This window comes from Aestuariivirga sp., assembly GCF_046294715.1.
Taxonomy (GTDB): Bacteria; Pseudomonadota; Alphaproteobacteria; order Rhizobiales; family Aestuariivirgaceae; genus Aestuariivirga.
Genome location: NZ_JBKBKI010000005.1, coordinates 168,623 through 193,486, shown reverse-complemented (window position 1 = coordinate 193,486; position 24,864 = coordinate 168,623). Strand labels below are relative to the sequence as shown.

At 67.1% G+C, this 24,864-nt stretch carries 24 protein-coding genes; 15 read left to right on the top strand and 9 right to left on the bottom strand.

All coding sequences use genetic code 11. From position 1 onward, the window contains the following. The 4 genes from alaS to ACK4HL_RS05975 all read right to left on the bottom strand — a co-directional run. Positions 1–2,229: alanine--tRNA ligase (alaS, locus tag ACK4HL_RS05990; protein WP_409757162.1), on the bottom strand; the 2,229-nt coding region annotated here is incomplete at its 3' end. 222 nt (positions 2,230–2,451) lie between these two features. After that, positions 2,452–3,522 carry a recombinase RecA gene (gene recA / locus ACK4HL_RS05985; RefSeq protein WP_409757160.1) on the bottom strand — a complete coding sequence of 357 codons (1,071 nt, stop codon included), beginning with the start codon at positions 3,520–3,522 and terminating at the stop codon, positions 2,452–2,454. Positions 3,523–3,761: 239 nt separating this feature from the next. Continuing rightward, positions 3,762–5,120, bottom strand: a complete 1,359-nt coding sequence (locus ACK4HL_RS05980; protein ID WP_409757158.1) for an amidase — start codon at positions 5,118–5,120, stop codon at positions 3,762–3,764. 7 nt (positions 5,121–5,127) lie between these two features. Continuing rightward, a complete protein-coding gene (locus ACK4HL_RS05975) occupies positions 5,128–7,659 on the bottom strand; it encodes a response regulator (protein ID WP_409757156.1) in 2,532 nt (843 codons plus the stop codon). A 202-nt stretch (positions 7,660–7,861) separates the two neighbouring features. Between ACK4HL_RS05975 and ACK4HL_RS05970 the strand changes: the two genes are divergently transcribed. Continuing rightward, the gene (locus ACK4HL_RS05970; protein WP_409757154.1) at positions 7,862–8,299 is read left to right on the top strand and encodes a hypothetical protein; all 438 of its coding nucleotides are present in this window, start codon (positions 7,862–7,864) and stop codon (positions 8,297–8,299) included. A gap of 57 nt (positions 8,300–8,356) precedes the next feature. Here the strand turns inward: ACK4HL_RS05970 and ACK4HL_RS05965 are convergent, their stop codons facing one another. Continuing rightward, positions 8,357–8,827, bottom strand: coding sequence for a DUF2852 domain-containing protein (locus tag ACK4HL_RS05965; RefSeq protein ID WP_409757152.1), 471 nt, complete (start codon positions 8,825–8,827; stop codon positions 8,357–8,359). 143 nt (positions 8,828–8,970) lie between these two features. On the opposite strand from ACK4HL_RS05965, the gene ACK4HL_RS05960 reads away from it, so the two are divergent. The 6 genes from ACK4HL_RS05960 to modC are packed head-to-tail and all read left to right on the top strand — an operon-like array spanning position 8,971 to position 13,905. Further along, on the top strand, positions 8,971–10,176 hold the full coding sequence (locus ACK4HL_RS05960) for a pyrophosphate--fructose-6-phosphate 1-phosphotransferase (RefSeq protein WP_409757150.1): 1,206 nt from the start codon (positions 8,971–8,973) through the stop codon (positions 10,174–10,176). Beyond that, positions 10,173–10,583 (top strand): c-type cytochrome, encoded by a 411-nt coding sequence (locus tag ACK4HL_RS05955; protein ID WP_409757148.1) that lies wholly within the window; start codon positions 10,173–10,175, stop codon positions 10,581–10,583. The genes ACK4HL_RS05960 and ACK4HL_RS05955 overlap by 4 nt, the downstream gene beginning before the upstream one ends. Continuing rightward, positions 10,580–11,305 (top strand): N-acetylmuramidase domain-containing protein, encoded by a 726-nt coding sequence (locus ACK4HL_RS05950; protein WP_409757146.1) that lies wholly within the window; start codon positions 10,580–10,582, stop codon positions 11,303–11,305. The genes ACK4HL_RS05955 and ACK4HL_RS05950 overlap by 4 nt, the downstream gene beginning before the upstream one ends. Positions 11,306–11,346: 41 nt before the next feature. Beyond that, entirely contained in the window at positions 11,347–12,117 is a 771-nt protein-coding gene (gene modA, locus ACK4HL_RS05945) for a molybdate ABC transporter substrate-binding protein (protein WP_409757182.1), read from the top strand. 1 nt (position 12,118) lies between these two features. Next, positions 12,119–12,817, top strand: coding sequence for a molybdate ABC transporter permease subunit (gene modB, locus ACK4HL_RS05940; protein ID WP_409757144.1), 699 nt, complete (start codon positions 12,119–12,121; stop codon positions 12,815–12,817). Next, positions 12,814–13,905 (top strand): molybdenum ABC transporter ATP-binding protein, encoded by a 1,092-nt coding sequence (gene modC, locus ACK4HL_RS05935; protein WP_409757142.1) that lies wholly within the window; start codon positions 12,814–12,816, stop codon positions 13,903–13,905. The genes modB and modC overlap by 4 nt, the downstream gene beginning before the upstream one ends. A 30-nt stretch (positions 13,906–13,935) precedes the next feature. Here modC and ACK4HL_RS05930 read toward each other — a convergent pair whose 3' ends face one another. Continuing rightward, on the bottom strand, positions 13,936–14,292 hold the full coding sequence (locus ACK4HL_RS05930) for a winged helix-turn-helix domain-containing protein (protein ID WP_409757140.1): 357 nt from the start codon (positions 14,290–14,292) through the stop codon (positions 13,936–13,938). Between the two features lie 103 nt (positions 14,293–14,395). Between ACK4HL_RS05930 and ACK4HL_RS05925 the strand changes: the two genes are divergently transcribed. Together ACK4HL_RS05925 and ACK4HL_RS05920 are read left to right on the top strand one after the other, a co-directional pair. After that, the gene (locus ACK4HL_RS05925; RefSeq protein WP_409757138.1) at positions 14,396–15,361 is read left to right on the top strand and encodes a 1-phosphofructokinase family hexose kinase; all 966 of its coding nucleotides are present in this window, start codon (positions 14,396–14,398) and stop codon (positions 15,359–15,361) included. Positions 15,362–15,486: 125 nt separating this feature from the next. Then, entirely contained in the window at positions 15,487–16,182 is a 696-nt protein-coding gene (locus ACK4HL_RS05920) for an HdeA/HdeB family chaperone (protein WP_409757136.1), read from the top strand. A gap of 33 nt (positions 16,183–16,215) precedes the next feature. Here ACK4HL_RS05920 and ACK4HL_RS05915 read toward each other — a convergent pair whose 3' ends face one another. Beyond that, a complete protein-coding gene (locus ACK4HL_RS05915; RefSeq protein WP_409757134.1) occupies positions 16,216–16,863 on the bottom strand; it encodes a transglutaminase-like cysteine peptidase in 648 nt (215 codons plus the stop codon). A gap of 130 nt (positions 16,864–16,993) precedes the next feature. Then, positions 16,994–17,383, bottom strand: a complete 390-nt coding sequence (locus tag ACK4HL_RS05910) for a hypothetical protein (protein WP_409757132.1) — start codon at positions 17,381–17,383, stop codon at positions 16,994–16,996. 165 nt (positions 17,384–17,548) lie between these two features. Here ACK4HL_RS05910 and ACK4HL_RS05905 point away from each other — a divergent pair, with 165 nt between their 5' ends. Further along, positions 17,549–18,115, top strand: a complete 567-nt coding sequence (locus ACK4HL_RS05905; protein ID WP_409757130.1) for a Spy/CpxP family protein refolding chaperone — start codon at positions 17,549–17,551, stop codon at positions 18,113–18,115. 6 nt (positions 18,116–18,121) lie between these two features. Here ACK4HL_RS05905 and ACK4HL_RS05900 read toward each other — a convergent pair whose 3' ends face one another. Continuing rightward, entirely contained in the window at positions 18,122–19,195 is a 1,074-nt protein-coding gene (locus tag ACK4HL_RS05900) for a TIGR03032 family protein (protein WP_409757128.1), read from the bottom strand. A 99-nt stretch (positions 19,196–19,294) separates the two neighbouring features. On the opposite strand from ACK4HL_RS05900, the gene ACK4HL_RS05895 reads away from it, so the two are divergent. From ACK4HL_RS05895 to ACK4HL_RS05875, 5 genes are all read left to right on the top strand, one after another. Continuing rightward, positions 19,295–20,806 carry an amidase gene (locus ACK4HL_RS05895; RefSeq protein ID WP_409757126.1) on the top strand — a complete coding sequence of 504 codons (1,512 nt, stop codon included), beginning with the start codon at positions 19,295–19,297 and terminating at the stop codon, positions 20,804–20,806. A 41-nt stretch (positions 20,807–20,847) separates the two neighbouring features. Next, positions 20,848–21,951, top strand: coding sequence for a spermidine/putrescine ABC transporter substrate-binding protein (locus tag ACK4HL_RS05890; RefSeq protein WP_409757124.1), 1,104 nt, complete (start codon positions 20,848–20,850; stop codon positions 21,949–21,951). Positions 21,952–22,018: 67 nt separating this feature from the next. Then, positions 22,019–23,122 carry an ABC transporter ATP-binding protein gene (locus ACK4HL_RS05885; protein WP_409757122.1) on the top strand — a complete coding sequence of 368 codons (1,104 nt, stop codon included), beginning with the start codon at positions 22,019–22,021 and terminating at the stop codon, positions 23,120–23,122. After that, positions 23,119–24,042 carry an ABC transporter permease gene (locus ACK4HL_RS05880; RefSeq protein WP_409757120.1) on the top strand — a complete coding sequence of 308 codons (924 nt, stop codon included), beginning with the start codon at positions 23,119–23,121 and terminating at the stop codon, positions 24,040–24,042. The genes ACK4HL_RS05885 and ACK4HL_RS05880 overlap by 4 nt, the downstream gene beginning before the upstream one ends. Continuing rightward, the gene (locus ACK4HL_RS05875; protein WP_409757118.1) at positions 24,039–24,863 is read left to right on the top strand and encodes an ABC transporter permease; all 825 of its coding nucleotides are present in this window, start codon (positions 24,039–24,041) and stop codon (positions 24,861–24,863) included. The genes ACK4HL_RS05880 and ACK4HL_RS05875 overlap by 4 nt, the downstream gene beginning before the upstream one ends. The last annotated feature ends 1 nt before the right edge of the window (position 24,864 follow it).

Here is a 24,864-nt window from a genome sequence, read left to right as displayed (position 1 = left end):
CTCGATGCGGGTGACGATCTCGGAGGCCGGCGCCTTGAGGGCCGCCGCGGCGGCCTGCACGCGCCGGTCCTGCTCCTCGAGATAGGCGCGCGCGGCGGGGCCCGCCAGCGCCTCGATGCGGCGCACGCCGGCGGCGGAGGCGCTCTCGCTGACGACCTTGATGAGGCCGATGTCGCCGGTGCGCGAGACATGCGTGCCGCCGCAGAGTTCGAGCGAATAGGTGGGCCGGCCCGCGCCATGGCTGTTGCGGCCCATCGACACGACGCGCACCTCGTCGCCGTATTTCTCGCCGAACAACGCCATGGCACCTTCGGCGATCGCCGCGTCGACGCTCATCAGCCGCGTCTTCACCTGGTCGTTCTGCAGCACGATCTCGTTGGCAATCGCCTCCACCTGCGCGATCTCGTCATGCGACATCGCCTTGTTGTGGGAAATGTCGAAGCGCAGGCGGTTCGGCTCGACGAGCGAGCCCTTCTGCGCCACATGCGTGCCGAGCGTCAGCCGCAGGGCCTCGTGCAGGAGATGTGTGGCCGAGTGATGGATGCGGTTGCCGGAGCGGCGGGCATGATCGACGGCGAGTTCCACCGCGTTCCCGGGGGTGATCGTCCCCTGCTCCACTTCGCCGATGTGGACGATCACATCGCCCACGCGCTTCTGCGTGTCGGTGACGCGAAACACCGCGCCTTCCGCCGTGCGGATGACGCCGTGGTCGCCCGTCTGGCCGCCGGACTCCCCGTAGAAGGGTGTCTGGTTGACGATGAGCGCGCCCTTCTGGCCCTTGCCAAGGCTTTCGGCTTCCTTGCCCTCGACCACGATGGCGCGGACGATTCCCTCCGCCGTCTCGGTGTCGTAGCCGAGGAACTCGGTGCCGCCGAGCTTCTCGCGGAGTTCGTACCAGACGGTCTCGGTCTTGGCCTCGCCCGAGCCTTTCCAGGCCCTGCGGGCCTCCTCGCGCTGGGCGTCCATCGCCGCCTCGAAGGCCGCCGTATCGACCTTGATGCCGCGCGGCTTCAGCGCGTCCTGCGTCAGGTCGAGCGGGAAGCCATAGGTGTCGTAGAGCTTGAAGGCGGTCTCGCCGGAGAAGACGTCGCCCTGGCCGAGCCCCGCCGAGCCTTCGTCGAGCAGCCTCAGCCCGCGCTCCAGCGTCTTCTTGAACCGCGTCTCCTCGAGATAGAGCGTCTCGGTGATGAGCGCCTCGGCCCGCACCAGTTCGCCATAGGCCGCTCCCATCTCGCGCACCAGCGCCGGCACCAGCCGGTGCATCAGCGGCTCGCGCGCACCGAGCAGCTCGGCGTGGCGCATGGCGCGCCGCATGATGCGGCGGAGCACGTAGCCACGGCCCTCGTTCGATGGCAGAACGCCGTCGGCGATGAGGAAGGAGGAGGCGCGCAGGTGGTCGGCGATCACCCGGTTCGAGGCCTTGGCCTCGCCCTCGGCCGGAACGCCCGTCTTCTCGACGATGGCGGCGATCAGTGCACGGAAAAGGTCGGTTTCGTAATTGTCATGGGTGCCCTGCAGCACCGCCGCGATGCGCTCGAGACCCATGCCGGTGTCGATCGAGGGCTTGGGCAGTCGCACGCGCTCCTCCTTCGAGAGCTGCTCGAACTGCATGAAGACGAGGTTCCAGATCTCGATGAAGCGGTCGCCGTCCGCCTCGGCCGAGCCCGGAGGCCCGCCCCAGATCTTGTCGCCATGGTCGTAGAAGATCTCCGAGCACGGGCCGCAGGGGCCGGTATCGCCCATCGACCAGAAATTGTCGGACGTCGGTATGCGGATGATGCGGCTGTCCGGCAGGCCGGCGATCTTGCGCCACAGCGCATGCGCCTCGTCGTCCTCGGAGAAGACGGTGACGGTGAGCTTGTCCTTCGGCAGGCCGAACTCGCGCGTCACCAGCGTCCAGGCCCATTCGATCGCCTCGGCCTTGAAATAGTCGCCGAAGGAGAAATTGCCGAGCATCTCGAAGAAGGTGTGGTGGCGGGCAGTGTAGCCGACATTGTCGAGGTCGTTGTGCTTGCCGCCGGCGCGCACGCATTTCTGCGCCGTGGTGGCGCGGCTGTAGGGCCGTTTCTCGACGCCGGTGAACACGTTCTTGAACTGCACCATGCCCGAATTGGCGAACATCAGCGTCGGGTCGTTCCTCGGAACGAGCGGCGACGAGGCAACGATCTCGTGCCCCTGACGCCGGAAGAAGTCGAGGAAGGTGGAGCGGATCTGTGCAAGCCCTGTCATGTGGTGCCCGGCAATCTGATGGTTGAAATCGGGCGGTCTTTAATGGCGCCGGCGCGCCCTGTCCAGAATAAGGAGAGATCTGGGGCCAGAAGGCCCCTCATTCAACGGACGAGCGCCCTCCGTGGGGAAGCGGAGGGCGCCGTTTGCCAAGCGGTGTGGGGCACACCGTGAGCGTCCGGACGCCGGATTGGGCGGGTGGCGTCCGGAATCCTGGGGAAGATGTCACTCGTCCGCGGCGGAGTCGTCCTTCTCGGCGGCATTGCTGAGCGCCGCGGCGAGGATGCCGGCATTGGAGCGGATCGTCGACTCGATGGCATGTGCCATGTCGGGGTTCTGGCGCAGGAAGGTCTTGGCGTTCTCGCGGCCCTGGCCGATGCGCTCGCCATTGTAGGAGAACCATGAGCCGGACTTCTCGACCACGCCGGCCGTGACGCCAAGGTCGATGAGCTCACCCACCTTGGAGATGCCCTCGCCGTACATGATGTCGAATTCCACCTGCTTGAAGGGTGGGGCCACCTTGTTCTTGACCACCTTCACGCGGGTCTGGTTGCCCACCACCTCGTCGCGGTCCTTGATGGCGCCGATACGGCGGATGTCGAGGCGCACGGAGGCGTAGAATTTCAGCGCATTGCCGCCCGTGGTGGTTTCGGGCGAACCGAACATCACGCCGATCTTCATGCGGATCTGGTTGATGAAGATGACCATGCAGTTGGTCTTGGAGATCGAGGCGGTGAGCTTCCGCAGCGCCTGGCTCATCAGGCGGGCCTGTAGGCCGGGCAGCTGGTCGCCCATCTCGCCCTCGAGTTCGGCGCGCGGCGTCAGCGCCGCGACCGAGTCGATCACCAGCACCTCAACCGCGCCGGAGCGCACCAGAGTGTCGGCGATCTCGAGCGCCTGCTCGCCGGTATCGGGCTGGGAAATCAGGAGATCGTCCACCTTGACGCCCAGCTTGCGGGCATAGACCGGGTCGAGGGCGTGCTCGGCGTCGATGAAGGCACAGATGCCGCCACGTTTCTGGGCCTCCGCGATGGTCTGCAGGGCGAGCGTCGTCTTGCCCGAGGATTCAGGGCCATAGATCTCGATGATGCGGCCCTTGGGAAGGCCGCCGATGCCGAGCGCGATGTCCAACCCCAGCGATCCGGTGGAAATCGCTTCGATCTCGAGGGCCGTCGAGGCGCCGAGCTTCATGATGGAGCCCTTGCCGAACGCCCGCTCGATCTGGCTCAGCGCGGCGTCCAGAGCCTTGTTCTTGTCCATGGAATTCTCAACGACCCGAAGATTCGACTGCGCCATCGGTTTACTCCTTCATGTTCCCTGGGTCCACCGGAGGCATCTTCGGTGTCGCCGCGCCATCAGTGTTCGTAATATGTTCCATTTCCGTTCAGTCCGCAAGGGAAAAGTGGAACCCTCTTGCGCCATTGAAAACGCTGGCTTTTCATCCGCACGAAAGAGGAACGCACGGGAACGCGGGCTAACGCCGCTTCCAGGCCCCACGACACGGCGCACGCTTCCCGCCATGCGCGAATCGTCCGTCAGCTCCGGACCGTCGAAAGCACCTTTTCCAGGGCCGCGGCGACACCGAACAGGCTACGGTCGCGGCCCCAGGGTGCCATGGCCATGAAGCCGCAGGGCGCCTCCCCGGTTCCCCGCATCGGCAGCGAGATGGCGCAGCCATTGAGAAAGTTGCCCACGGTGGTGTTGCGGAGGCTCATGGCATTGAACTTCAGGTAGTCCCTGTCCTCCGCCAGTTCGGCGAGGGCGGGAGGGGTATTGAGGGTGGTGGGGAGGATTACCGCGTCCAGCCCCTCGAAGCGGCGCGCGAACAGACCGATCAGTTCCCGCCGCCGGGCGTGGTAGTCGAGGTAGTCCGCCGCGGTGATGCCTTGCGCCATCTCCAGCCTGGCCCGCACCCGGGGGTCGTAAGCCGCGCCGGCCCGGGCAATCGTGGCGCGGTGAAAGGCCCAGGCCTCGGAAGCCAGGATGCCGCCCTTGGAGTTCAGGACGGGGATTTCCTTCAGTTCCGGAAAGCCGATCTCGGTGATCCTTGCACCGGCAGCGGCAATTGCCTCGAGCGCGCTGCCGAAGGCCCTCTCGACTTCGGGCGACAGCCCGTCCATGACGAAATCCTTCAGCAGCGCGAGCCTGAGGCCCGAGGCCTCGCGCTCCGGCGCCTCGCCGTCCCAGTCGCCTGCCATGATGGCGTCCGCCCTGGCGCAGCAGGCGACCGTGTTCGCCAGCGGCCCTATCGAATCGAGGCTGAAGGACAAGGGATAGCAGCCGGTGAGCGGCACGCGGCCATGGCTCGACTTGTAGCCCACCACGCCGCAATAGGAGGCGGGCACGCGGCAGGAGCCGCCGGTGTCCGTGCCGATGGCGAGGCTCACCATCCCGTCCGCCACCGAAACGCCCGCTCCCGAGGAGGAGCCACCCGGGATGCGACCCGTGGCCCGGTCGTGCGGCGAGCGCGGCGTGCCGTAATGGGGGTTGAGGCCCACGCCGGAATAGGCGAATTCGGTCATGTTGGTGCGGCCGATCACGATCAGCCCCTGTGCCTTCAGTCGCGCGATCGCCACCGCATCGGCACCGGCCGGCGGCGCATCGGCGAGCACCTTCGAGCCGGCCCGCGTCACCTCGCCGGCGAGATCGAAAAGGTCCTTCGAGGAAAACGGAATGCCGGCCCAGCGCGAGACGGCGCGGCCCGCCCTGCGCTGCCGGTCGATCAGGTCGGCGGCGGCGCGCGCACCCTCCGCATCCACCGCGATGAAGGCCCGGGCCCCCTCGCCTGCCGGATCGGCGATGGCGGCAAGCGAGCGCTCGACGAGTTCGCGCGCGCTCACGCGGCCCGAGGCGAGGGCGGCCGCCAGCTGCTCCAGTGTGTGCATGTCCTTCATCCGGGCCTCAGCTCTCCATCGCTTCCTTGACCTTCTCGACCAGCTGCTTCAGCGAGAATGGCTTGGGCATGAAACTGAAGCCCGAATGGCCTTCGAGGTCCTGCTCGAACTGCTCGCCCGGATAGCCGGACACGAAGACGAACTTGGTTTCGATCCCGCGCTTGCGCAGTTCGCGCAGCAGCGTGGGGCCGTCCATCTCGGGCATCACGACGTCCGAGATGATCAGGTCGAAGCCGCGCTCGTCCCCGTCGATCTTCTCGATGGCGCTCTCGCCCGAGTCCGCCTCAACCACGGTGTAGCCGCGCGAGGTGAGCGCCCGGAGCGCGAAGGCGCGGACCGCGTCCTCGTCCTCCACGAGGAGGATCCGTTCCTTTCCGGTGTAGTCGGCGCGCTTGGGCGCTTCAGCGGGCTTTTCGTCCGCCGCCGGGGCCTGCGTCTCCTCGGGATAGTAGCGCGGCAGATAGATGCGGAAGGTCGTGCCCTTGCCCATCTCGCTGTCGCAGAAGATGAATCCGCCGGTCTGCTTGACGATGCCGTAAACGGTCGAAAGGCCGAGGCCCGTGCCCTTGCCCACTTCCTTGGTGGAGAAGAAGGGTTCCCATATCTTCTCGCGGATGTGTTCGGGGATGCCGGTTCCGGTGTCCTCCACCTCGCAGGCGACATATTCGCCGGGCGGCATGAGCGAGGGCATGATGCTGCGCGAGGCCTCGACCGGGACGTTGTAGGTTCGGACGGTGAGCGTGCCGCCGTTGGGCATGGCGTCGCGCGCGTTGACGGCGAGGTTGATGATCACCTGCTCGAACTGGTGGATATCCACGAGCACGAAGCCGAGGTCGCGGTCATGCGAGATGCGGAGCTCGACCTTTTCGCCCAGCACGCGGCCCAGGAGGTTGCCGAGGTCCGAGAGCGCTTCCGTCAGCACATGCACCTTGGGCTGCAGCGTCTGCTTGCGCGAGAAGGCGAGGAGCTGGCGAACCAAGTTGGCCGCCCGGTTGGCATTCTGCTTGATGTTCATCACATCGGCGAAAGCGGGGTCCGTCGGGCGCATCTTGGCGAGCAGCAGGTCGGCGAAGCCGATGATCGGGGTGAGCACGTTGTTGAAGTCATGCGCTATGCCGGAGGCCAGCTGGCCCACGGCGAGCAGCTTCTGGCTCTGCGCCAGCTGCACTTCCAGCGTCTTGCTCTCGGTCTTGTCCACCGCGAAGACCACGGCGGTGTCGTCCTCGGCCGCGAGCCTCGTGAAGGTGAAGAGCACGTTGCGGGGGCCGGGGCCCTCGACAGTGGCCTCGATGCGGTGAAGCGTGCCCTCGCCCGAAAGGGCCGCGGCGAGCGTCTGCTCGAGGCGGGCGCGCTCGCTCTCGACGATGGCGGACGCGAGGGCGGCACCCCGCCTGGCCTTCTGCGAAAGGTCGATGAAGGCGGCGTTCGCCATGCGGATCGTGCCGTCCTTGTCGACCTCGGCGATGCCGATCGGAGCGTTGTTGATGAAGCGCGAGAGGCGCGGAGCGGAGATTTCCGCCCGCCCGCCGTGGGCACCGGTGAGGCCGCGGGGGATGACGATGGTGCGCGAGGGCGATGCCTGCCCCTCGGCGTCGAAGTCGACGTGGTGGATGAGCTGCACCGGGATCAGCCGGCCGGTCGCGGCGTTCTGGATGTCGATGCTGAAGCTTTCGGTGACGGAGCCTCCCTTGCGCGCCTCGAGCCCGGAGAGGAGCCGGGCCGCGGTTTCGCCCAGCATGTCGGACAGCGTCAGATGGGCGTTCTGCGCCTCGGTGATGTCGATGCCCAGCCACTGCGCGAGGGTGGCGTTGATGTAGTCCACATGGCCGTCGCTGAGGGTGGAGAAGAAGCCGGCCGGCGCGTTGTCGAGATAGGTGATGATGAACTGCAGCCGCGAGAAGGCGAGCTCCTGGCGGGCGCGGTCTTCGCTGATGTCCTCGAGCCGCCAGACGCGGTAGCTGTTGCCCGCCACCACGGCGGGCCGCGCCGAGAGCCTCACCCAGACTGGCCTGTCCGGCGCGGCGCAGGGGGCGGGCGAGCCCGGCGGAACGCGCAGCTCGCGCATTTCGCTCTTTCCTTCCATCACCGCCTGGGAGAGCTGGTAGATGGGAACCGAGAACTCCGGAAAGCGGGTGAACAGCACGTCCATGCCCACGAGCCGCCCGTTGCCGGCGCGCTCGGCGAGCTTAAGATAGGCGGCGTTGGCATAGACGGCGCGGCCGCCGCTGTCGCTCACCACGATGGGATCGCCCAGCGCATCGGCCAGCGCGTCGAGGAAGGCGCGCTCGCCTGCGCCACCGCTCAGCCGGAACACGCCGGCCAGCAGACCGAACACGGCGAGGAGACCGAAGATCGCCAGCGCCCCGCCCCCCGCGGCGATCCAGATCGGATAGGCGGAAGCCACCGGCCTCAGCCCGAACACCACGACGACGGCGGAGAGGATGGCGAGCAGCAGCACGGCGAGCGTACGGCCACGCCCGCTGCCGGAGGCCGCCGGCACCGCAAGTTCGCCCCTGCCCGGCACGTTCCTGTCCGTCATCTCTGCCCACCCCGAATCATGGGCAGTATAGGCCAATCGCCTTGCATCGAAATCGCCCGAAGCTCCGCCGCCTCACTCCTTTACAAACCCGCAACCGGGCGTCAAAGTCCGAAATGATGCAGCTTTCGACATGCCTCATTCCCGGACGGCGGAACCTGCGCCCGTCTGGCACATTGGCTGAAGCGGGGAGAGGGTGCGCCCGATGGAGTTCCTGAACGAGAACATGCAGGTCATCATCGCCGCGGCGGTGGTGCTGGTGCTCATCTTCATCCTCATGGCGGTGTGGCGTTCGCTCAGCCCGCGCTTCGGCGGCGGCCGCCGCGGTCAGCGCCTCGGGGTCAGCGAATATTACGAGATGGACAAGACGCGCCGGCTGGTGCTGGTGCGGCGGGACAACGTCGAGCACCTCGTGCTCATCGGCGGCCCGCAGGACGTGGTGATCGAAACCAACATTTCTCAAGCGGCGATCACCGCTGCCTACTCGCCCTCACCCGGCTCGCCGGAGCAGCCCGCAACGCGCGCGCCGCCGCGGCCTCCGGTGTTCGGCGACCGGAAGCCACCGCCTTTCCGCCCGGCCGAGCCGGCTCCACCGGCCGCGCCCGTGCCGCAACAGAAGCCGCGCGAGGAGCCCGAACTCTGAAAACGAAAGAGCCCGGCCGGGGCCGGGCTCTCCGCTTCACTCATCCTGCGTCGCGCTTCAGGCGCGGGGAACGTTGCGTTCGGCCATGAAGCGGTCGAACTCCTCCTGGTCCTTGGCGCGGCGGACCTTCTCGACGAATTCGCGGAACGCCTTCTGGTCCTCCTCGAGCTTGCGGCGCTCTTCCTCGAGCCGGGCGAGCTGCTCGCGCTTGTAGGAGTCGAAGGCAGCGTTGCCGGAGCTGGCGAAGCCATAGGAGGAAGCATGAGAACGCCAGGAGGAGAAATCCGGCGCCTTGAAGCTGCCCGCCTTGAAGCCGGACCAGGGGGCACCCCCCTCAGCCGAGCCCCTCCACATCTCGCCGTTCTTCCACTTGAGGAAGATGGCGATAAGGCCGAGCGGCCAGAACACCACGAAACCGGCAACCATCGCGCCGATTTCCCAGGCCGACCAGCGCGAAAGCGTTCCGCCGCAGCGGCGCTCGCGGGTTTCCGTCCGCGGTTCGAAACCAGCAGAAGCCGTGTTTGTCATCTCAGAGCCTCACTCCCTTCAGGGTTGACGGGAATTGAGATAGGAATCGCCGGGCCTCCCTTCAATGGATTTCGCCGGGGTTGCCAATTCCCCGCGGAATGCTAACCCTCGAATTCCCTGTAATGCCGAGGAGTTGAGTGCCCATGTCCAGCCACCACAAGATCGCCATGCTCACCGCCGGCGGGCTCGCGCCCTGCCTCTCTTCGGCCGTCGGGGGCCTGATCGAGCGCTATTCGGAACTGGCACCGGAAGCTCCGATCATCGGATATCTCTCGGGCTACAAGGGTCTTCTCCAGGGCAATTCGATTCCGGTGACGCCGGAGGTGCGCCGCCGCGCCCATGTGCTGCACGCCCATGGCGGAACGCCCCTGGGCAACAGCCGTGTGAAGCTCACCAACATCCCGGATTGCGTGAAGCGCGGCCTGGTCAAGGAAGGCGAGGACCCGCTGAAGGTGGCGGCGAACCAGCTGGTGAAGGACGGCGTCACCATCCTGCACACCATCGGGGGCGACGACACCAATACCACCGCCGCGGACCTCGCGGCCTATCTCAGCGCCAACGGCTACCAGCTCACCGTGGTGGGCCTGCCCAAGACCATCGACAACGACGTGGCGCCGATCCGCCAGACGCTGGGCGCCTGGACGGCGGCAGAACAGGGCGCGCTGTTCTTCGAGAACGTGGTGAACGAACAGTCCACCTCCTCGCGGCAGCTGGTCATCCACGAGGTGATGGGGCGGAACTGCGGCTGGCTCACCGCCGCCACGGCGCGGGCCTGGCGCGAGCGCCTCGATGCGTTGGAGTTCCTGCCGGAGTTCAACCTCGACCGTCGCCACAAGGACATCGACGCCGTCTACATCCCCGAAATGCCGATCGACATCGAGGCCGAGGCGGAGCGGCTGAGGCGCGTGATGGACGAGATGGACTCGGTCTCGATCTTCGTGAGCGAGGGCGCGGGGGTGCACGAGATCCTCGCCGAGCTCGAGGCCAAGGGCGAGAAGGTGGAGCGCGACGCCTTCGGCCACGTGCGCCTCGACCAGGTGAAGGTGGGCGACTGGTTCGGCAAGCAGTTCGCCAAGAAGATCGGCGCGGACAAGACGCTGGTGCAGAAATCCGGCTACTTCGGCCGCTCGGCCGCCGCCAACAAGGCGGACCTCGAACTGATCCGCGCCATGGTGCACGTCGCCGTCGATTCCGCGCTGGAAGGAGTCTCCGGCGTAATCGGCCATGACGAGGAGAGAGGGGACGAACTGCGTGCCATCGAGTTCGCGCGGATCAAGGGCGGCAAGCACTTCGACCCGAAGACGCCATGGTTCGTTGAAATGCTGAAGGACATCGACCAGATCCCATGATGCGCGCCCTCCTCGCCCTCTTCCTCCTTTCCGGCGCCGCCTTGGCGGACGAGGCCCTGGAACAGGGCCGTGCGGATTTCGCGAAGCTCTGCGCCCCCTGCCACGGGCCATGGGGCAAGGGCGACGGGCCGCAGGCTTCCCACCTCGCGAAGAAACCCTCGGATCTTACTCTCGTCACGGCGCGCTACGGGCGCTTTCCGGAAGACCGGGTGTTCGAGACGATCGCCGGCATCGACATGCCGGAGGGCCACGGCACGCGCGAGATGCCTTCCTGGGGCGACGTGTTCGTGAGCGAGGGCGTCGGCAAGAGCACGAAGATCGAGGACGCGATGAAGGCCTCCGACGACGCCTCGCGCCGCATCGCGGGGCTCATGCGCTACATCGAGTCGATCCAGGCCGCGCCGTGACGGCCTTCCGGAGCGATCCGCGGCTGGCGCGGCATCACCTCAAGGCAAGGCCCCGGATCGATTCCCGATCGCCCATGGCCGCGATGTGGAACCGAATAGGTGGCCTTCTCGAAAGGGCCGGCCGCATCGCCGGTCTCGAGCCTGCCGCCATGCTGGCGGTGTGGACGGTCGAGTGCGGCGGGCTTGACTTCCGGCGCGGCCGGCCCGTGCTGCGCTTCGAGCCGCATGTGTTCTTCGCACGCTGGGGAACGGACAATGAAGAGGCGTTCGACGCGCATTTCCAGTTCGGCGGACGGATGGGCGTGGAGGGCGCAAGGTGGCAGGGCCACAGGTTGCGGAGCGGCGCCGACGGATGGCGGCGCTTTCATGGCGAGCAGGAGGGGGAGTATGAGGCCTTCGCGCTGGCCAGGCGCCTCGCCGGCGGAGAGATTGCCTGCCAGTGCGCGAGCTTCGGCGGGCCGCAGATCATGGGCTTCAATCACGCGCTGGTCGGCTATGACTCCGCCGAGGCGATGGTCCGGGCCTTCGGGCGCTCGGAGCGCTGGCAGGTGCTGGCCTTCTTCGATTTCTGCGCCGCAAAGGGAATTCTCGACACCCTCCGCACCCGGGACTGGAAAGGCTTCGCCACCGTCTACAACGGGCCCGGCAATGCCGAGGCCTATGCGGCGAAGCTTCAGGCGGCGCACGGCGAAGCCTTGGCGCTCTTGAGCAAAATGCAATAGTGTTATATTCATTGGAATATAACGCAAAGGAACACCCCGTGCTGACTCGCCGCCAGACGCTGCTGGCTGCCCTCTTTGGAGCAACGATGGCGCCGCCGGCCAGGGCAGCCGATGGCGTGACGGTATTCGCCGCCGCCAGCCTCAAGAACGCGCTCGACACGGTAGCGGAGGCCTGGCAGGCCGCAACGTCGAAGGTGGCGCGCATCTCCTATGCCGGAACCCCGGCACTGGCAAAGCAGATCGAGCAGGGAGCACCGGCCGACATCTTCTTTTCCGCCGACCTCGACTGGATGGACTATCTCGCACAGAAAAACCTGATCGACACGGAAAGCCAGACGCGTCTCCTGGGCAACGCGATCGTGCTGATCGCCCCGAAGGATTCAGCGGCCACGACCAGGATCGCGACCGGCTTCCCGCTCTCCGAACTCCTGGCGGGAGGACGGCTCGCCATGGCGGACGTCGAGGCGGTGCCGGCGGGCCGCTATGGCAAGGCGGCGCTCCAGCGGCTCCAGGTATGGTCTTCCGTCGAGAACAGCATCGCCCAGGCGGAGAACGTGCGCGCCGCGCTGAAACTCGTCGCCACGGGCGAAGCGCCGCTCGGCATCGTCTATGGGACCGACGCGCTGGCGGAGCCCTCCGTCAAGGTGATCGCGACGTTCCCGCCCGAGAGCCATCCACCCATCATCTTTTCCGTGGCGCGGATTGCCGCCTCCGAGAACCCCGATGCTGCGGCATTCCTCGCATTCCTGAAATCCCCCGCGGCGACGGAGATCTTCCGCGCACATGGCTTCACGGTTCCGGCAGGTCCATAGCATGGCGGACTGGCTCACCCTGAGCGGCGACGAATGGAGCGCCGTGCGGCTCAGCCTCAAGGTGGCCACGGTCGCCATGCTGGCGAGCCTGCCCGTGGCACTCGCCGCGGCCCTGCTGCTGGCGAGGCGGGAGTTCTGGGGGAAATCGCTGCTGAACGGGCTGGTGCATCTGCCGCTGGTGCTGCCGCCGGTGGTGACGGGCTATCTCCTGCTCCTCGGCTTCGGTGCGCGCGGTATCTTCGGAGAGGCGCTGGCGGAGGTGGGGATCGTCTTCTCGTTCCGCTGGACGGGTGCGGCGCTGGCTTCCGCCGTGATGGGCTTTCCACTCATGGTGCGGGCGATCAGACTGTCGCTCGAAGCGGTAGACAGGAAGCTCGAGGCGGCCGCCTCCACGCTCGGCGCCAACGGAGCGTGGGTGTTCCTCACCGTCACCCTGCCCCTCACGGCGCCCGGCATCATCGCCGGAATGATCCTGTGCTTCGCGAAAGCCATGGGCGAGTTCGGCGCGACGATCACCTTCGTCTCCAACATTCCGGGCGAAACGCAGACGCTCCCCTCCGCCATCTACAGCTTCACCCAGGTTCCGGGCGGCGACGCCGGCGCGCTGCGGCTCACCGCCATTTCGCTGGTGATCTCGCTCGCCGCGCTGATGGCCTCGGAACTGCTCGCCCGCCGCGCCGGCCAGAGGCTCGGCGCATGAGCATCGCCGTCGACATAAGCCACAGCTTCGGGCGCTTCGCACTCGACGTCCGCTTCGAGAGCGCGGGCCGCCTCACCGCCATCTTCGGCGCATCGGGCTCCGGCAAGACCAGCCTCGTCAGCGCCATCGCCGGGCTGCTCAAGCCGGAGCGCGGGCGGGTGAGCGTCGAGGGCAAGGTGCTGCTCGACACGGCGAAGGGCATCGACGTTCCGCCGCACCGCCGGCGCATAGGCTATGTGTTCCAGGACGCGCGGCTGTTCCCGCACCTTACCGTGGCGGGCAATCTCTCCTACGGCGAGTGGTTCACGCCTGCTGCGGAGCGCTATGCGGGGAAGCCGCAGATCCTGGAGCTTCTCGGCATCGGCCATCTCCTTGCGCGGCGCCCCGGCGAGCTTTCTGGCGGCGAGAAGCAGCGCGTGGCGATCGGCCGGGCGCTGCTTGCCTCGCCGCGCCTTCTCCTGATGGACGAGCCGCTTGCCTCCCTCGATGCGGCGCGCAAGGCCGAGATCATGCCCTATCTCGAAAGATTGCGCGACGAACTCCGCATTCCCATCGTCTATGTGAGCCATTCGGTGGCGGAGGTGATGCGGCTCGCCAGCGACATCGCGGTGCTGAGCGAGGGGCGCCTCCTCGCCTTCGGCCCCGCGGGGGAGATCGCCCAGCGGCTGGACCTCGTTCCGGCGGAGGAGCGCGAGGAAGGCGGCGCCATCATCGACATGACTGTGGCGGCGCATGACGAGACGTTCGGCATGACGCTCCTCGCCTCGGCCGCGGGCGAGATCCATGTGCCCGGCCGAATCGCTTCTCCCGGCGCGGCGGCCCGCGTCCGCATCAGGGCACGCGACGTGATGCTGGCGACGGCGGAACCGCAGCAGATCAGTGCACTGAACATTCTCCGGGGCACGGTGCGCGCGATCGCGCCGGCGGATGCCGCATCGGTGAACGTGACGCTCGATTGCGGTGGATCGGCCATCGTCGCGCGCATCACCCGGCAGTCCGCCGCGGCCCTCGGGCTGGAACCCGGACATGCCGCCTTTGCCGTGGTGAAGGCCGTGTCGGTCAGCGGACCCGCGGCGGAGGCGCGCTGACCGTTTTTCAATTTCGTGATGTTCGGTTGGCTATACCGCCTTGCGCCGGGCGCTGGCGATTTCCTGTTCCAGGGCGGCGAGGTGGGATTCGGTGGCGGCCGCGGCGGCGCGTTCCATCGCCCGGTAGCGCGAGATGAGGCTCAGGCCCAATGGCGTCAAGGTGGCGCCCCCGCCCTTCCTGCCGCCGCTCCGCGATTCCACGACCGGCCTTCCGAAGATGGTGTTCAACTCCTCGATCAGTTCCCAGGCGCGCTTGTAGGACATGTCCATGGCGCGGCCGCCCGCCGAAATGGAGCCGAGCGCCGCGACCTGCTCCAGGAGTGCGATCTTGCCGGGGCCCACCCTGAGATCGGGGGCGAAATCGATGCGGATGCTGAGCTGCGCCATGGAGAGGTGATCCCTTTTGGGGAACGATGATCGGCCAAAGCGAGTGCCAAATCCAGACCCGGCGCTTGACCTCGCCCGCCGGCCGGCCCGAAAAAGAGATGCCATGGCCCCCGTTCTCACCATCACCCTCAATCCCACCATCGACGTCTTCGGCGAGGCCGAAAAGGTGCGGCCCACCCACAAGGTGAGGCTCACCGATGCGACCTACGAGCCGGGCGGCGGCGGCATCAACGTGGCGCGCGTCATCTCGGCGCTTGGTGGCGAGGTCGAGGCGCTGTCGCTGGCGGGCGGCGAGATGGGTGCTTTTCTCGGGCGGCTGCTGATGGCGGAGAATGTTTCCCATCGTGCAATCCCCATCGCCGGCCAGACGCGCGTGGCGCTGATGGTGCGCGAGAAGGCGAGCGGGCTCGAATACCGGTTCCTGCCCGAAGGGCCCGAGGTGACCGCCGGGGAGATCGACGATTGTGCGGCGGAAGTCGCACGGCGGACGCAAGGCTTCGTCGTGGCGAGCGGCAGCCTGCCGCGGGGGGCGCCCGCCGACAGTTTCGCGCGCCTGGCGAAGGCGGCGCAACGGCACGCCCTGCCCTTCGTGCTCGACACGTCCGGCGCAGGCCTGAAGGCGGCGCTCGATCACGGCGGCATCTTCCTCCTGAAGCCAAGCCGCGGGGAACTGGAGAGCTATGCCGGAGGCGGCCTCGACGAGCACGGCCTCGAGGCGGCGGCGATGGCTCTGGTCATATCCGGCAAGGTGAAGATGGTTGCAGTGACGCTCGGTGCCGACGGCGCGCTGCTGGCGCGAAAGGAAGGCGTGCTGCGCCTGCCGGCGATCCCCGTACCGGTCCGCTCCGCCGTCGGCGCGGGCGACAGCTTTCTCGGCGCCATGGTGTGGGCCCTCAGCAGGGAATGGCCGCTCGAAGAGGCGTTTCGCCTCGGCATGGCTGCAGGCGCTGCGGCGACCAGCAACGCCGGAACAACGCTCTGCCGCAGGCAGGACGTGTTCCGTCTTTTCGGGGAAGCAGGCGGCAAGCATTCGCCGGAAGGCATGCCCACGCCACGGAACAAGGCATGATCTTTGCCATTCGTTCCATCTGAACGGAAATCCTCCATGCCCGCACTCCAGGGGGAACGATGACGCCGATGAGGCGTTGACCGCGGGCATGCTGCGCAAAGCCGCGCAGCCCAAGGAGGACTCACATGACGAAACTTCTTTTCGCAGCATCCGCTGCGGCACTGCTGACGGTTGCCGGCACAGTGCCGTCGATCGCACAGTCTACGACCGGCGCCTCGGCCGGAGCACCGATGATCACCTGCCGCGATCTCTCGACGATGGACCGCGAGACGGCGCGCAGCGTCGTGTTCTATTTCAGCGGCTATCAGACCGGCTCCGGCATGTCGATGTCGAACCAGGCCTCGTCTGCTGGCGGCGCTTCGGGCTCGACCGACACGTCCGGCACGGCAGCGTCCGGCACATCCTCGACATCCGCGGACGCGGGCAGCACGGGCGGCACGGCCTCGGGTTCGGACACCTCCTCGACGACGGCAGATTCGAGCAGCACGTCCGACACCGCTTCCGGCTCCGACACCTCGGCCACCACGGCTGACAGCGGCAGCGGCACGGCGTCGGGCTCCGACACCTCGTCCACCACGGCCGATGCCGGCAGCTCCGGCAGCGCAAGCACCGACACGACGGGCTCGACCTCGACTGCCGGTTCTTCCGACGCCTCGGGTGCCTCGGGCGGCGCATCCAGCGCGGTGACAGCCCAGCTTCCGGGTTTCAGCAATATCGACGTGGACCGCATCATGACAGAGTGCCAGAATTCGCCCGACCGGCAGCTGTCGGAGATGATCCAGTCCGGAGCCTCGGGCGCTTCGGGTTCGACCACCCCGTAAGGGGCGTTCATCCGTCTACGGATCTTTCACCTCTCAGGGAGCTTCAGGCCCGGACGCAATGTCCGTGGCCTGGAGCTTCTCGTGCGCCAGCGCGACCCAGAGATTGGGATCGGCAGCGGACTGGCGCTTGACGAACTTGTACCCCGTGGCCTGCCAGCTCAGGATCTCGTCGCGCCGGTTATCCAGAACAAGATCGCCGGACGTCGTCGGAATGGTCAGCACGGCGTGCCCCTCGCCATTCTCGTCCTGGACCACAGTGATGAGCAGCGACGACCGCGGAATGCCGGCGGCGGCGAGCCTCTGGCGCTTCAGGAGGACGTAGTCCTCGCAGTCGCCCGCATTGTCCGGCAGCGTCCAGAACTCGACACGGCCATAAAGCTCCTTGTCGGTCGTGGAGGAGATCTGCTGGTTTGTCGCGCTGTTGATTTCGGAGAGAAGGCGGAAGCGCTCAGAGGAGAGGATGAGGCGGCGAGACCCTGCCTCGAGCTTCTCGCAGAACGCAGGCTCCCTCGCACAGAGGTTCGCGAGGCCGCTCGGCATTTTTGCCTCTCCGAGTTCGGCGAGATCGGCCTCTCCCATATCGACGTCCGGCTCGCGGACGAACTGGTCGGCGGCCGCCAGCCCGCAAAAGCTCAAGCTCAATATCAGCAGTGCCGCCCGTGCTGCGTGTGCCCCCCGCATCAGGACCCCTCCCGGTTATTACCGAGATGTAAATAGCGCGGAGCATGCTGATTTGTCAAAAATCTTCGCTCGGCCGGACGAGGTCCGGCCGAGTTCGTTATGTCCAGTAGTAGACTAAGTTAGTTGACGCTCAACCTGCGAGTGCCAGCTTGCCTCCCTGGTGATCCTTCGGTTTTCCCGCCGGGGGCTTGGCGGGGGGCATTGCCTCCGTCCAATGCCAGTGCACCGGACCCTCCTGCTCCAAGGCCCAGGCAAGCCAGCGGTCGAACGAATGGCGCAGCTGCAACTTCGCCTCCGCCAGGGTTGAAGTCTCGCCGCACGTCTGCACGTCGGCGGGCCCGCAGTTGCAGTGAGGCCCGGTGAGGGACCACATCCAGGTGGATTTGCCTTCGCCATCCACGGCGTGGCTCACGCGGCCGATGCGCAGCCCGCCCAGAACCACGGCCGACTGGCCGCGGGCCAGGGGGCTCAGAGAGATTTCCTGAGCAACGAACCGATGAGGGTTGATCGTCGTCTGCAATTCCTGTCTCTCCTTCCAAAGGGGGTGTACCGCCCGGCAGGCGGCAGCGTTCCAGAACGGGGCAGAAGCGGGATTGTTCCTCCCGCCCTGGTGGTTGCGCTGGATCAAGGCGCCGAGGCTGCGGCGGCTCCACGTTGCACTTTCACGTCTTCGATGGAGGAGAACATGAACAGATCTGCATGGACGTCCCTCGCCACGGCCGCGGCGGTCATGGTCTGCCTTGCCGGCCCCGTCAGCGCCCAGGACCAGGACGGCGACGGGAACAGCTGGTGGCCGCGCTGGGGCATGGGCCAGGGGATGATGGGTGGCGGTTGGGGGCCGATGATGGGCTATGGCCCGGGCGACCTGCTCGACCGCATCGACGGCCGCCTGGCGTTCCTCAAGACCGAACTCAAGGTCACACCGGCGCAGGAGGCGGCGTGGAACGACCTCGCCACCGTGGTTCGCGACACGAGCGAGACCCACAACAAGCTGATGATCGAGACGCACAAGGAGATGCGCGACGGCAGCTTCTTCGACAAGCCGCTGCCGGAGCGGCTGCAGATCCAGCAGAGCCACATGGAAGCCCGGCTCGTGCAGATCAAGAGCGTGAAGGAGGCCGTGGACAAGCTCTACGCGCTTCTCGACGACGACCAGAAGAAGGTTGCCGACGACATCGTGCTGCCGATGATGGGCATGGGCATGGGGCGCGGCCGCGGCCGCATGGGCCCGGGCATGATGTTCGGGGACTGAGCAGTCTCAGAGCGAAATCATGCGGCGCGCCTCGGGGCTGCCGGGGGCGACAATGGCCGGCTGCTGCTTTCCGGGCAGCACCGCGATATCGTAGAGTTCCTGAACCACGCCTTCGATGGTGAGCGAGTGGACGATGGCGCCGCTGGCGAGATCGATGACGTAGGCGCCGCAGCGCGGCTCCACGTTGCGCTCCTCGAGAGCCGCGTCGAGAGCGAGACCCGAGAAGGTGCGGTTGCCGCGTGGGCGCGACAGGCCGGCGATCGCGCAGCCGCCGGCAAAATCGAGACCCCGCAGATAGCCCGGGCAGAAGGCCACCGGTTCGAAGCGGCTCCGGGCGGGATCGACGAAGCCGAACTCGCCCGTGCCTGAATTGTGCAGCCACAACCTGCCTTCGTGCCAGCGGGGCGAATGCGGCATGCTGAGGCCCGCGCAGACCGTCTCGCCCGTGGCGACGTCGATCACGGCGCCGCCGTCCTTCCGCCGGTCACGCCAGCCGTCGAACGTGTCGCTCAGCGCCACGACGGTCGCGAAGGCGGGCTTGCCGTCCCGCAGCGCGACGCCGTTCAGGTGGCAGCGGTCTTCGGCGGTGGTGCGCGAGATGAATTTCGGCTGCCAGAGGAGCTCGAAGCTTTTCACCGTGCTCGGGCGTGACAGGCCGTTGAACAGGGTGTTGGCGAAGACCGGCAGGCCGTCGCCGGCGATGGCGAGATCATGCGCGTCGACGTCGCCGGTGAAGTACGCGGCCTGCGGAACATAAAGGGCATCGTGACCTTCCGTGCTCGTCTCGCCAGGCGCCATGGCGTTCACGAACTTGAGGATCTGGCTGTCTCCTGCGACCCACATGTCCTCGCCCGTGACGGCGAGGCCGAGGCAGCGTCCGAGATTGCGGTTGAAGATCCACAGCCTGCCGTCCGGCCTGACGCCGAAGAAGAACAGCTTGCCCACCTGGTAGGTCGAGACGGCGAGGCTCAGGCGGTGCTGCCTCAGCCAGTCGGTGAAGCCGCGGGAAGTGGAGACGGAGAAGACGGCATCGCCCCCCTGCCCGCCCGCCGAGATCTCGGCATGTGTCTGTGCGTCCATGCGGAGCAACACTGCCGCTTGCGCCTTGCCCCAGGCTTGTATCCCGCCATGCGGAAATTGCACTGGTCAAGGCAGGCCGCGGAGGCTGGTATCCCAGACATGCGCCCTCCATCCCAGGATGAACTCGCCGCCATCGCCGGATCCTTCGGCCTCAAGCTCTCCGCGGCGGAGCTTGCCGACCTGACGCGGCTCTGCGCCGGCATGCAAGCTGCTTACGACTGCCTCGACAGGCATGAACCGGCCCGGCTTCCCGTGCTCTTCCCGCGGGACGGGGGCGAGCCTCCCCGGGGGAAAGACAACCCGTTCCATGCCTGGGCGTGGCTCACCGACATCCGCGGCGCGCCGGATGGCCCGCTCGCGGGACGACGCGTCGCCATCAAGGACAATATCGCGGTCGCGGGCGTTCCGATGCGGAACGGCAGCGCGCTGCTTGCCGGCTTCGTGCCGGATGAAGATGCGAGCGTGGTGAGCCGCATCCTCGCGGCAGGCGGCAGCATCGCCGGGAAAACGGTGTGCGAGGACCTGTGCTTCTCCGGCAGCAGCCACACCAGCACGCCTCTCCCCGTGCTCAACCCGTGGGACACGGCTCGCGCGGCGGGCGGCTCCTCCAGCGGCAACGCGGCGGCGATCGCCGCGGGCGACGTCTCGATGGCGGTGGGGGGTGACCAGGGCGGCTCGGTGCGCACGCCGGCGAGCTGGTGCGGCATCGTGGGCCTCAAGCCCACCCACGGCCTCGTGCCCTATACGGGTGCCTTCCCGATCGAGCCCTCCTTCGACCATCTCGGGCCGATGGGTGCCACGGTCAAGGATGTGGCGCTGCTCCTCTCCGTCATCGCCGGCCCCGACGGTCTCGACCACCGCCAGCAGGACGTGACGGTGCAGGACTATCTCGCTGCCGTGGATTCCCCCGTGGAAGGGCTCAGGATCGGCGTGCTCCGCGAAGGGTTCGGAAGGCCCGAGAGCGATCCGGAAAGCGACGCAGTGGTGAGGTCGGCGCTCGGCCGCCTCGCCGCGGCCGGCGCCATTCTCGAAGAGGTGTCCCTGCCCTGGCACCTCGATGCCTACCAGATCGGCTCCATCGCGATTTTCGAGGGGGCGGCGGATTTCCTCTATGCGGGCAACATCACGGGGAGCGGCTTCAACGGCCACGTCTCCGAGAAGATGGCGCGCCACTGGGCGGGGGCCTGGCGGGAGAACCCCGATGCCCTGCCCGCCATCGGAAAGTTCGCGCTGCTGTTCGGCGCCTATCTTCGCCAGAGCGGGCAGACCGGCAGCTATGCCAAGGCCCAGAACCTGCGGCGGGCGATCCGCGCCGCCTATGACGGCCTCCTCGAACGGCATGACGTGATCGCCATGCCGACCATGCCGTTTCCGGCTCCCCTCCTGCCCCGCCCCGGGGCAACGCTCGGGGAGACCGTGACGGCGGGCCTCGACATGGAAGGCAATACCGCCCCCTTCGACGCCAGCGGCCACCCTGCCATCACCGTTCCCTGCGGACTCTGCCGCGGCCTCCCCGTGGGGCTGATGTTCGCCGGCCGCCATTCCGACGAAAGAAATGTGTTGCGGGCAGCGGCGAGTTTCGAGAGGCTCGGCGACTGGAAGCAGTTCTGAAGACTAGCAAAACGCGAAAGCGACAACAGGGAGTGACGACAATGCTGCGACATCCTCACCCGCCCTTCTTCGGCATGAATCGCCGCCAGTTCATCGGCGGGGCCTCCGCGGCCGCCGCCTTCGGCGCCATGGGTGGGTTCCGCCCCGCCCTGGCGCAGGTCGAGCCGCAGCTCAGCATGATGGGCTGGGCGGACTACATCGCGCCCGAGAACATCCAGGCCTGGGAGCAGGCGAACAGCTCCAAGCTCGTCTACGACAACTATGCCTCCAACGACGAGATGTATTCCAAGCTGCAGCTCGCCCAGGGCAACAGCGGCTACGACCTCGGCATGAATACCGACTTCATGATCAAGCTCCTGATCGACAAGGGCCTGATCCAGAAGCTCGACAAGTCGCTCATCCCCAACATCGGCAACATCCTCCCGGATTTCGCCAAGCCCGATTTCGACCCGGAGAATGCCTACACCGTGCCGAAGAGCACGGGCTCGCAGGGCTTCATCTACGACAAGACGGTGATCACCCGACCGATGAAGAGCTGGGGCGATTTCCTCGAGGCGGTCGAGAACGAGGCCAGCGGCCAGACCTCGCTTCTCGACGACCCGCTGGCCATTGCGCCGCTGTTCTGGTCGAAGGGGCTTTCCTGGAACACCACGGAGGAATCCGCACTGAAGGATGCGGAAACGCGGGTCGAGAGCCTCGCCAAGCACATCAAGGCGTTCAATTCCTATCCAGTGCAGGAGGTGGCCTCGGGTTCCGTGATCCTGGCGCAGTGCTGGAACGGAAACGCCAAGCAGGCGATCGATTCCTCCGGAAACCAGAACCTGGTCTTCGTCTATCCCGAGCCCAAGTCCGAGCTGTGGCTGGACAGCTACCATATTCCGACGGGGGCCAAGAACCTGAAGGCCGCGCATTCCTGGATCAACTACGTGCTCGACCCGCAGGTGGCGGCGCGCGAGATCACCTACACGGGCTTCCTCTCCCCCGTCAGCGGGGCGGACAAGAACCTCGACGCCGCGGTGGCCTCCAGCCCGCTGATCTTCCCGCCGGCGGAGGCGATCCAGCGCGGCGAGCGCACGCAGCGCAACGAGACCTATGACCGGCGCATCGCCATCCTGACCAAGTTCAAGGCGGCCGCCGCGCAATAATCTTCCGCAACACGCAAGAGGATGCCGGACTTACCCGGCATCCTCTGCCCTTGAGGCCCTCGCGCTGATGGCAGCCGACGTCGAACTCGAGCGGGTGAGCAAGCTCTACGGCACGTTCAAGGCCGTGGACGACGTGACGCTGACCATACCGAAGGGATCCTTCATCTCGATCCTCGGATCGTCGGGGGCGGGCAAGTCCACCATACTTCGCATGATCGGCGGCTTCGAATATCCCGACTACGGCACGGTGCGGATCGGCGGGCAGGATGTCACCATGCTTCCGCCCCACCGGCGGAACGTCAACACGGTGTTCCAGAACTACGCGTTGTTTCCGCACATGAACGCGGCGGAGAACGTGGCCTACGGCCTGCGCCAGGACGGTGTTTCACCGGACGAGCGCAAATCCCGCGTGCGCGAGGCGCTCGAGATGGTGGAGATGCTTGCCTACGCGATGCGCAAGCCGAACGAGCTATCGGGTGGGCAGCAGCAGCGCATCGCGCTTGCCCGTGCGCTGGTGAAGCGACCCGCCGTCCTCCTGCTCGACGAGCCGCTGGGGGCACTCGACCGCAAGCTCCGCCAGCAGATGCAGGTCGAGCTGAAGCTGCTGCAGAGCCAGCTCGGCCTCACCTTCGTGTTCGTGACCCATGACCAGGAGGAGGCGCTGGCGATGTCGGATTCGATCGCCGTGATGCGCCATGGCCGGATCGAGCAGCTGGGCGGACCCACCGAACTCTACGACGCGCCCGCCACCGCCTTCGTCGCGAGCTTCATCGGCGCGCAGAACTTCATCGCCGGCACGCGCATCGACGACACGCTGCGCATGACGAGCGAGGACGGCAGTCTCTTCGAGGCTGGCGTAGCGGCGCCGGGGGTTGAGCGCAACGCCAGGGTTCTGGGCGCGGTGCGGCCCGAGAACGTCTCCCTCGCCCGCGACGAGCGGCAGGCCTCCGCCAACCGCGTCGCGGCCACGGTGGCGGCCAGCGTGATGCTGGGCGATGCGATGGAATACGTTCTGCGGCTCAGCGACGGCAACGAGTTCATCGCCCGCCTTCCCCGCCGCGGCGCGGAAACCCACGCGCCCGGGGCCCGGGTCTTCGCCCATTGGGAGCCCAGCTTCTTCCAGCTCTTTCCCTATGAAGACCTGCGCGAGACGCGGAGGCTCGGCGCGTGACGGCGGCGGCCCTCACAGCGCCGCCCGCCAGGCGCCGAAGGCGGCTGATGCCGCGCTGGGCCATGGCGTGGCCGGCGCTTGCCTGGTGGATCTTCTTCTTCGTCATCCCGATGCTGTGGATTCTCCTCTACAGCCTCGGCTCGAGGCCGGCAGCCGACGTGGCGGGGCCCGTCTCGCTCGAGACGCTGTCCTTGCGGAATTATGGCGAAGCGCTCACCGGCGTGTTCTTCAACGTCTTCGTCATCACCATGCGCACGGCGGGGCTCGGCACCCTGCTCGCCGCACTGATCGGCTTTCCCGTGGCCTATGCGCTTGCCATGCACGTGCCCGCACGCTGGCGCTCGATCCTCGTTTTCCTGCTGATCCTGCCCTACTGGACGAGCTTCCTGCTGCGCACCTTCGCCTGGCGCATCATCCTCGCCCCGCAGGGCACGCTATCGGACATACTGCAGACGCTCGGGCTTATCGACGGGCGCCTCCTCGTTCTCGACACCAACGCGGCGGTGCAGCTCGGCATCGTCTACAACTACCTTCCGGTGATGATCCTGCCGATCTACGTGGCGCTGGAGAGGATCGACAAGTCGCTGCTGCGCGCCAGCATGGATCTCGGCGCGGGGCCGGTGCGCACGTTCTTCCAGGTCACGCTGCCGCTCGCCGCGCCGGGCCTCCTCGGCGGATTGCTGCTCACCTTCATCCTCGCCGCGGGCGATTATGTGGTGCCCACCATTCTCGGCGGCACCAAGGGGCTGATGGTGGGCAATCTCGTGGCAACCCAGATCCTCGCCTCGCAGAATCTCTCGCTCGGCGCGGCCATGGCGGTGATCCTCATCGGCCTCCTGGCGCTGATCGTGCTCGCCGCCGCGGCGCTGCTGTGGGCCGCCGTCGGCATGCTCCGGGCCTTGCGGGGAGCGCCGCTATGACGCCGAACCGCAAGCCCATGGAGCTGGGCCGGGTGCTGCTCATCGGCTGGATGGCGGCCGTGTTCGTGTTCCTCTTCCTGCCGATCGCCGTCATCATCATCTACAGCTTCAACGGCGGCCGGAACCTCTATGTGTGGACGGAGTGGTCCGCCCGCTGGTATGGGGCCGTCTTCGACAACCCCCGCGCCACGGGCGCCTTGCTCGTTTCACTGCAGACGGCGTTCATCAATGCGATCATCGCCGTATCGCTGGGCGTTCTGGCCGGGCTCGCGCTCGCGCGGCGCAAGGGGCGCTGGACCGGCCCCTACCTCATCCTCATCTTTGTGATCCTCGGCATCCCGGAACTCGTCTCGGCCATCGGCCAGATGATCTGGTTCGACCGCATCGGGCTTTTCCACGGCATCGCGCGGCTCTCGATCGGGCACTCTCTGTTCAATGTCGCGGTGGTGGCGCTGATCGTGCGGGCACGCGCGGAAGGGCTGGGGGAGCAGCTGGAGCAGGCGGCGGGCGATCTCGGCGCTCCGCCCTGGCGCGCCTTCGTGGACATCACGCTGCCGCTGATGTTCCCGGCGGTTCTGGCCGGCCTCCTCCTCTCCTTCACCTTCTCCTTCGACGACGTCATCATCTCGCTGTTCGTGCAGAGGCCGGGCACGTCCACTTTTCCGATCTACATTCTTTCCTCGATGAAAGCGGGCCTCAAGGGCGACGTGGCAGCGCTCGCCGTGCTCATGCTGCTCGTCAGCTTCCTCGGCGTCGGGATCGCCGCCGCGCTCCTCTCGCGCGGCGGAAAGGGCAGGACGCTGGGCGGCCTGATGGGCTGAC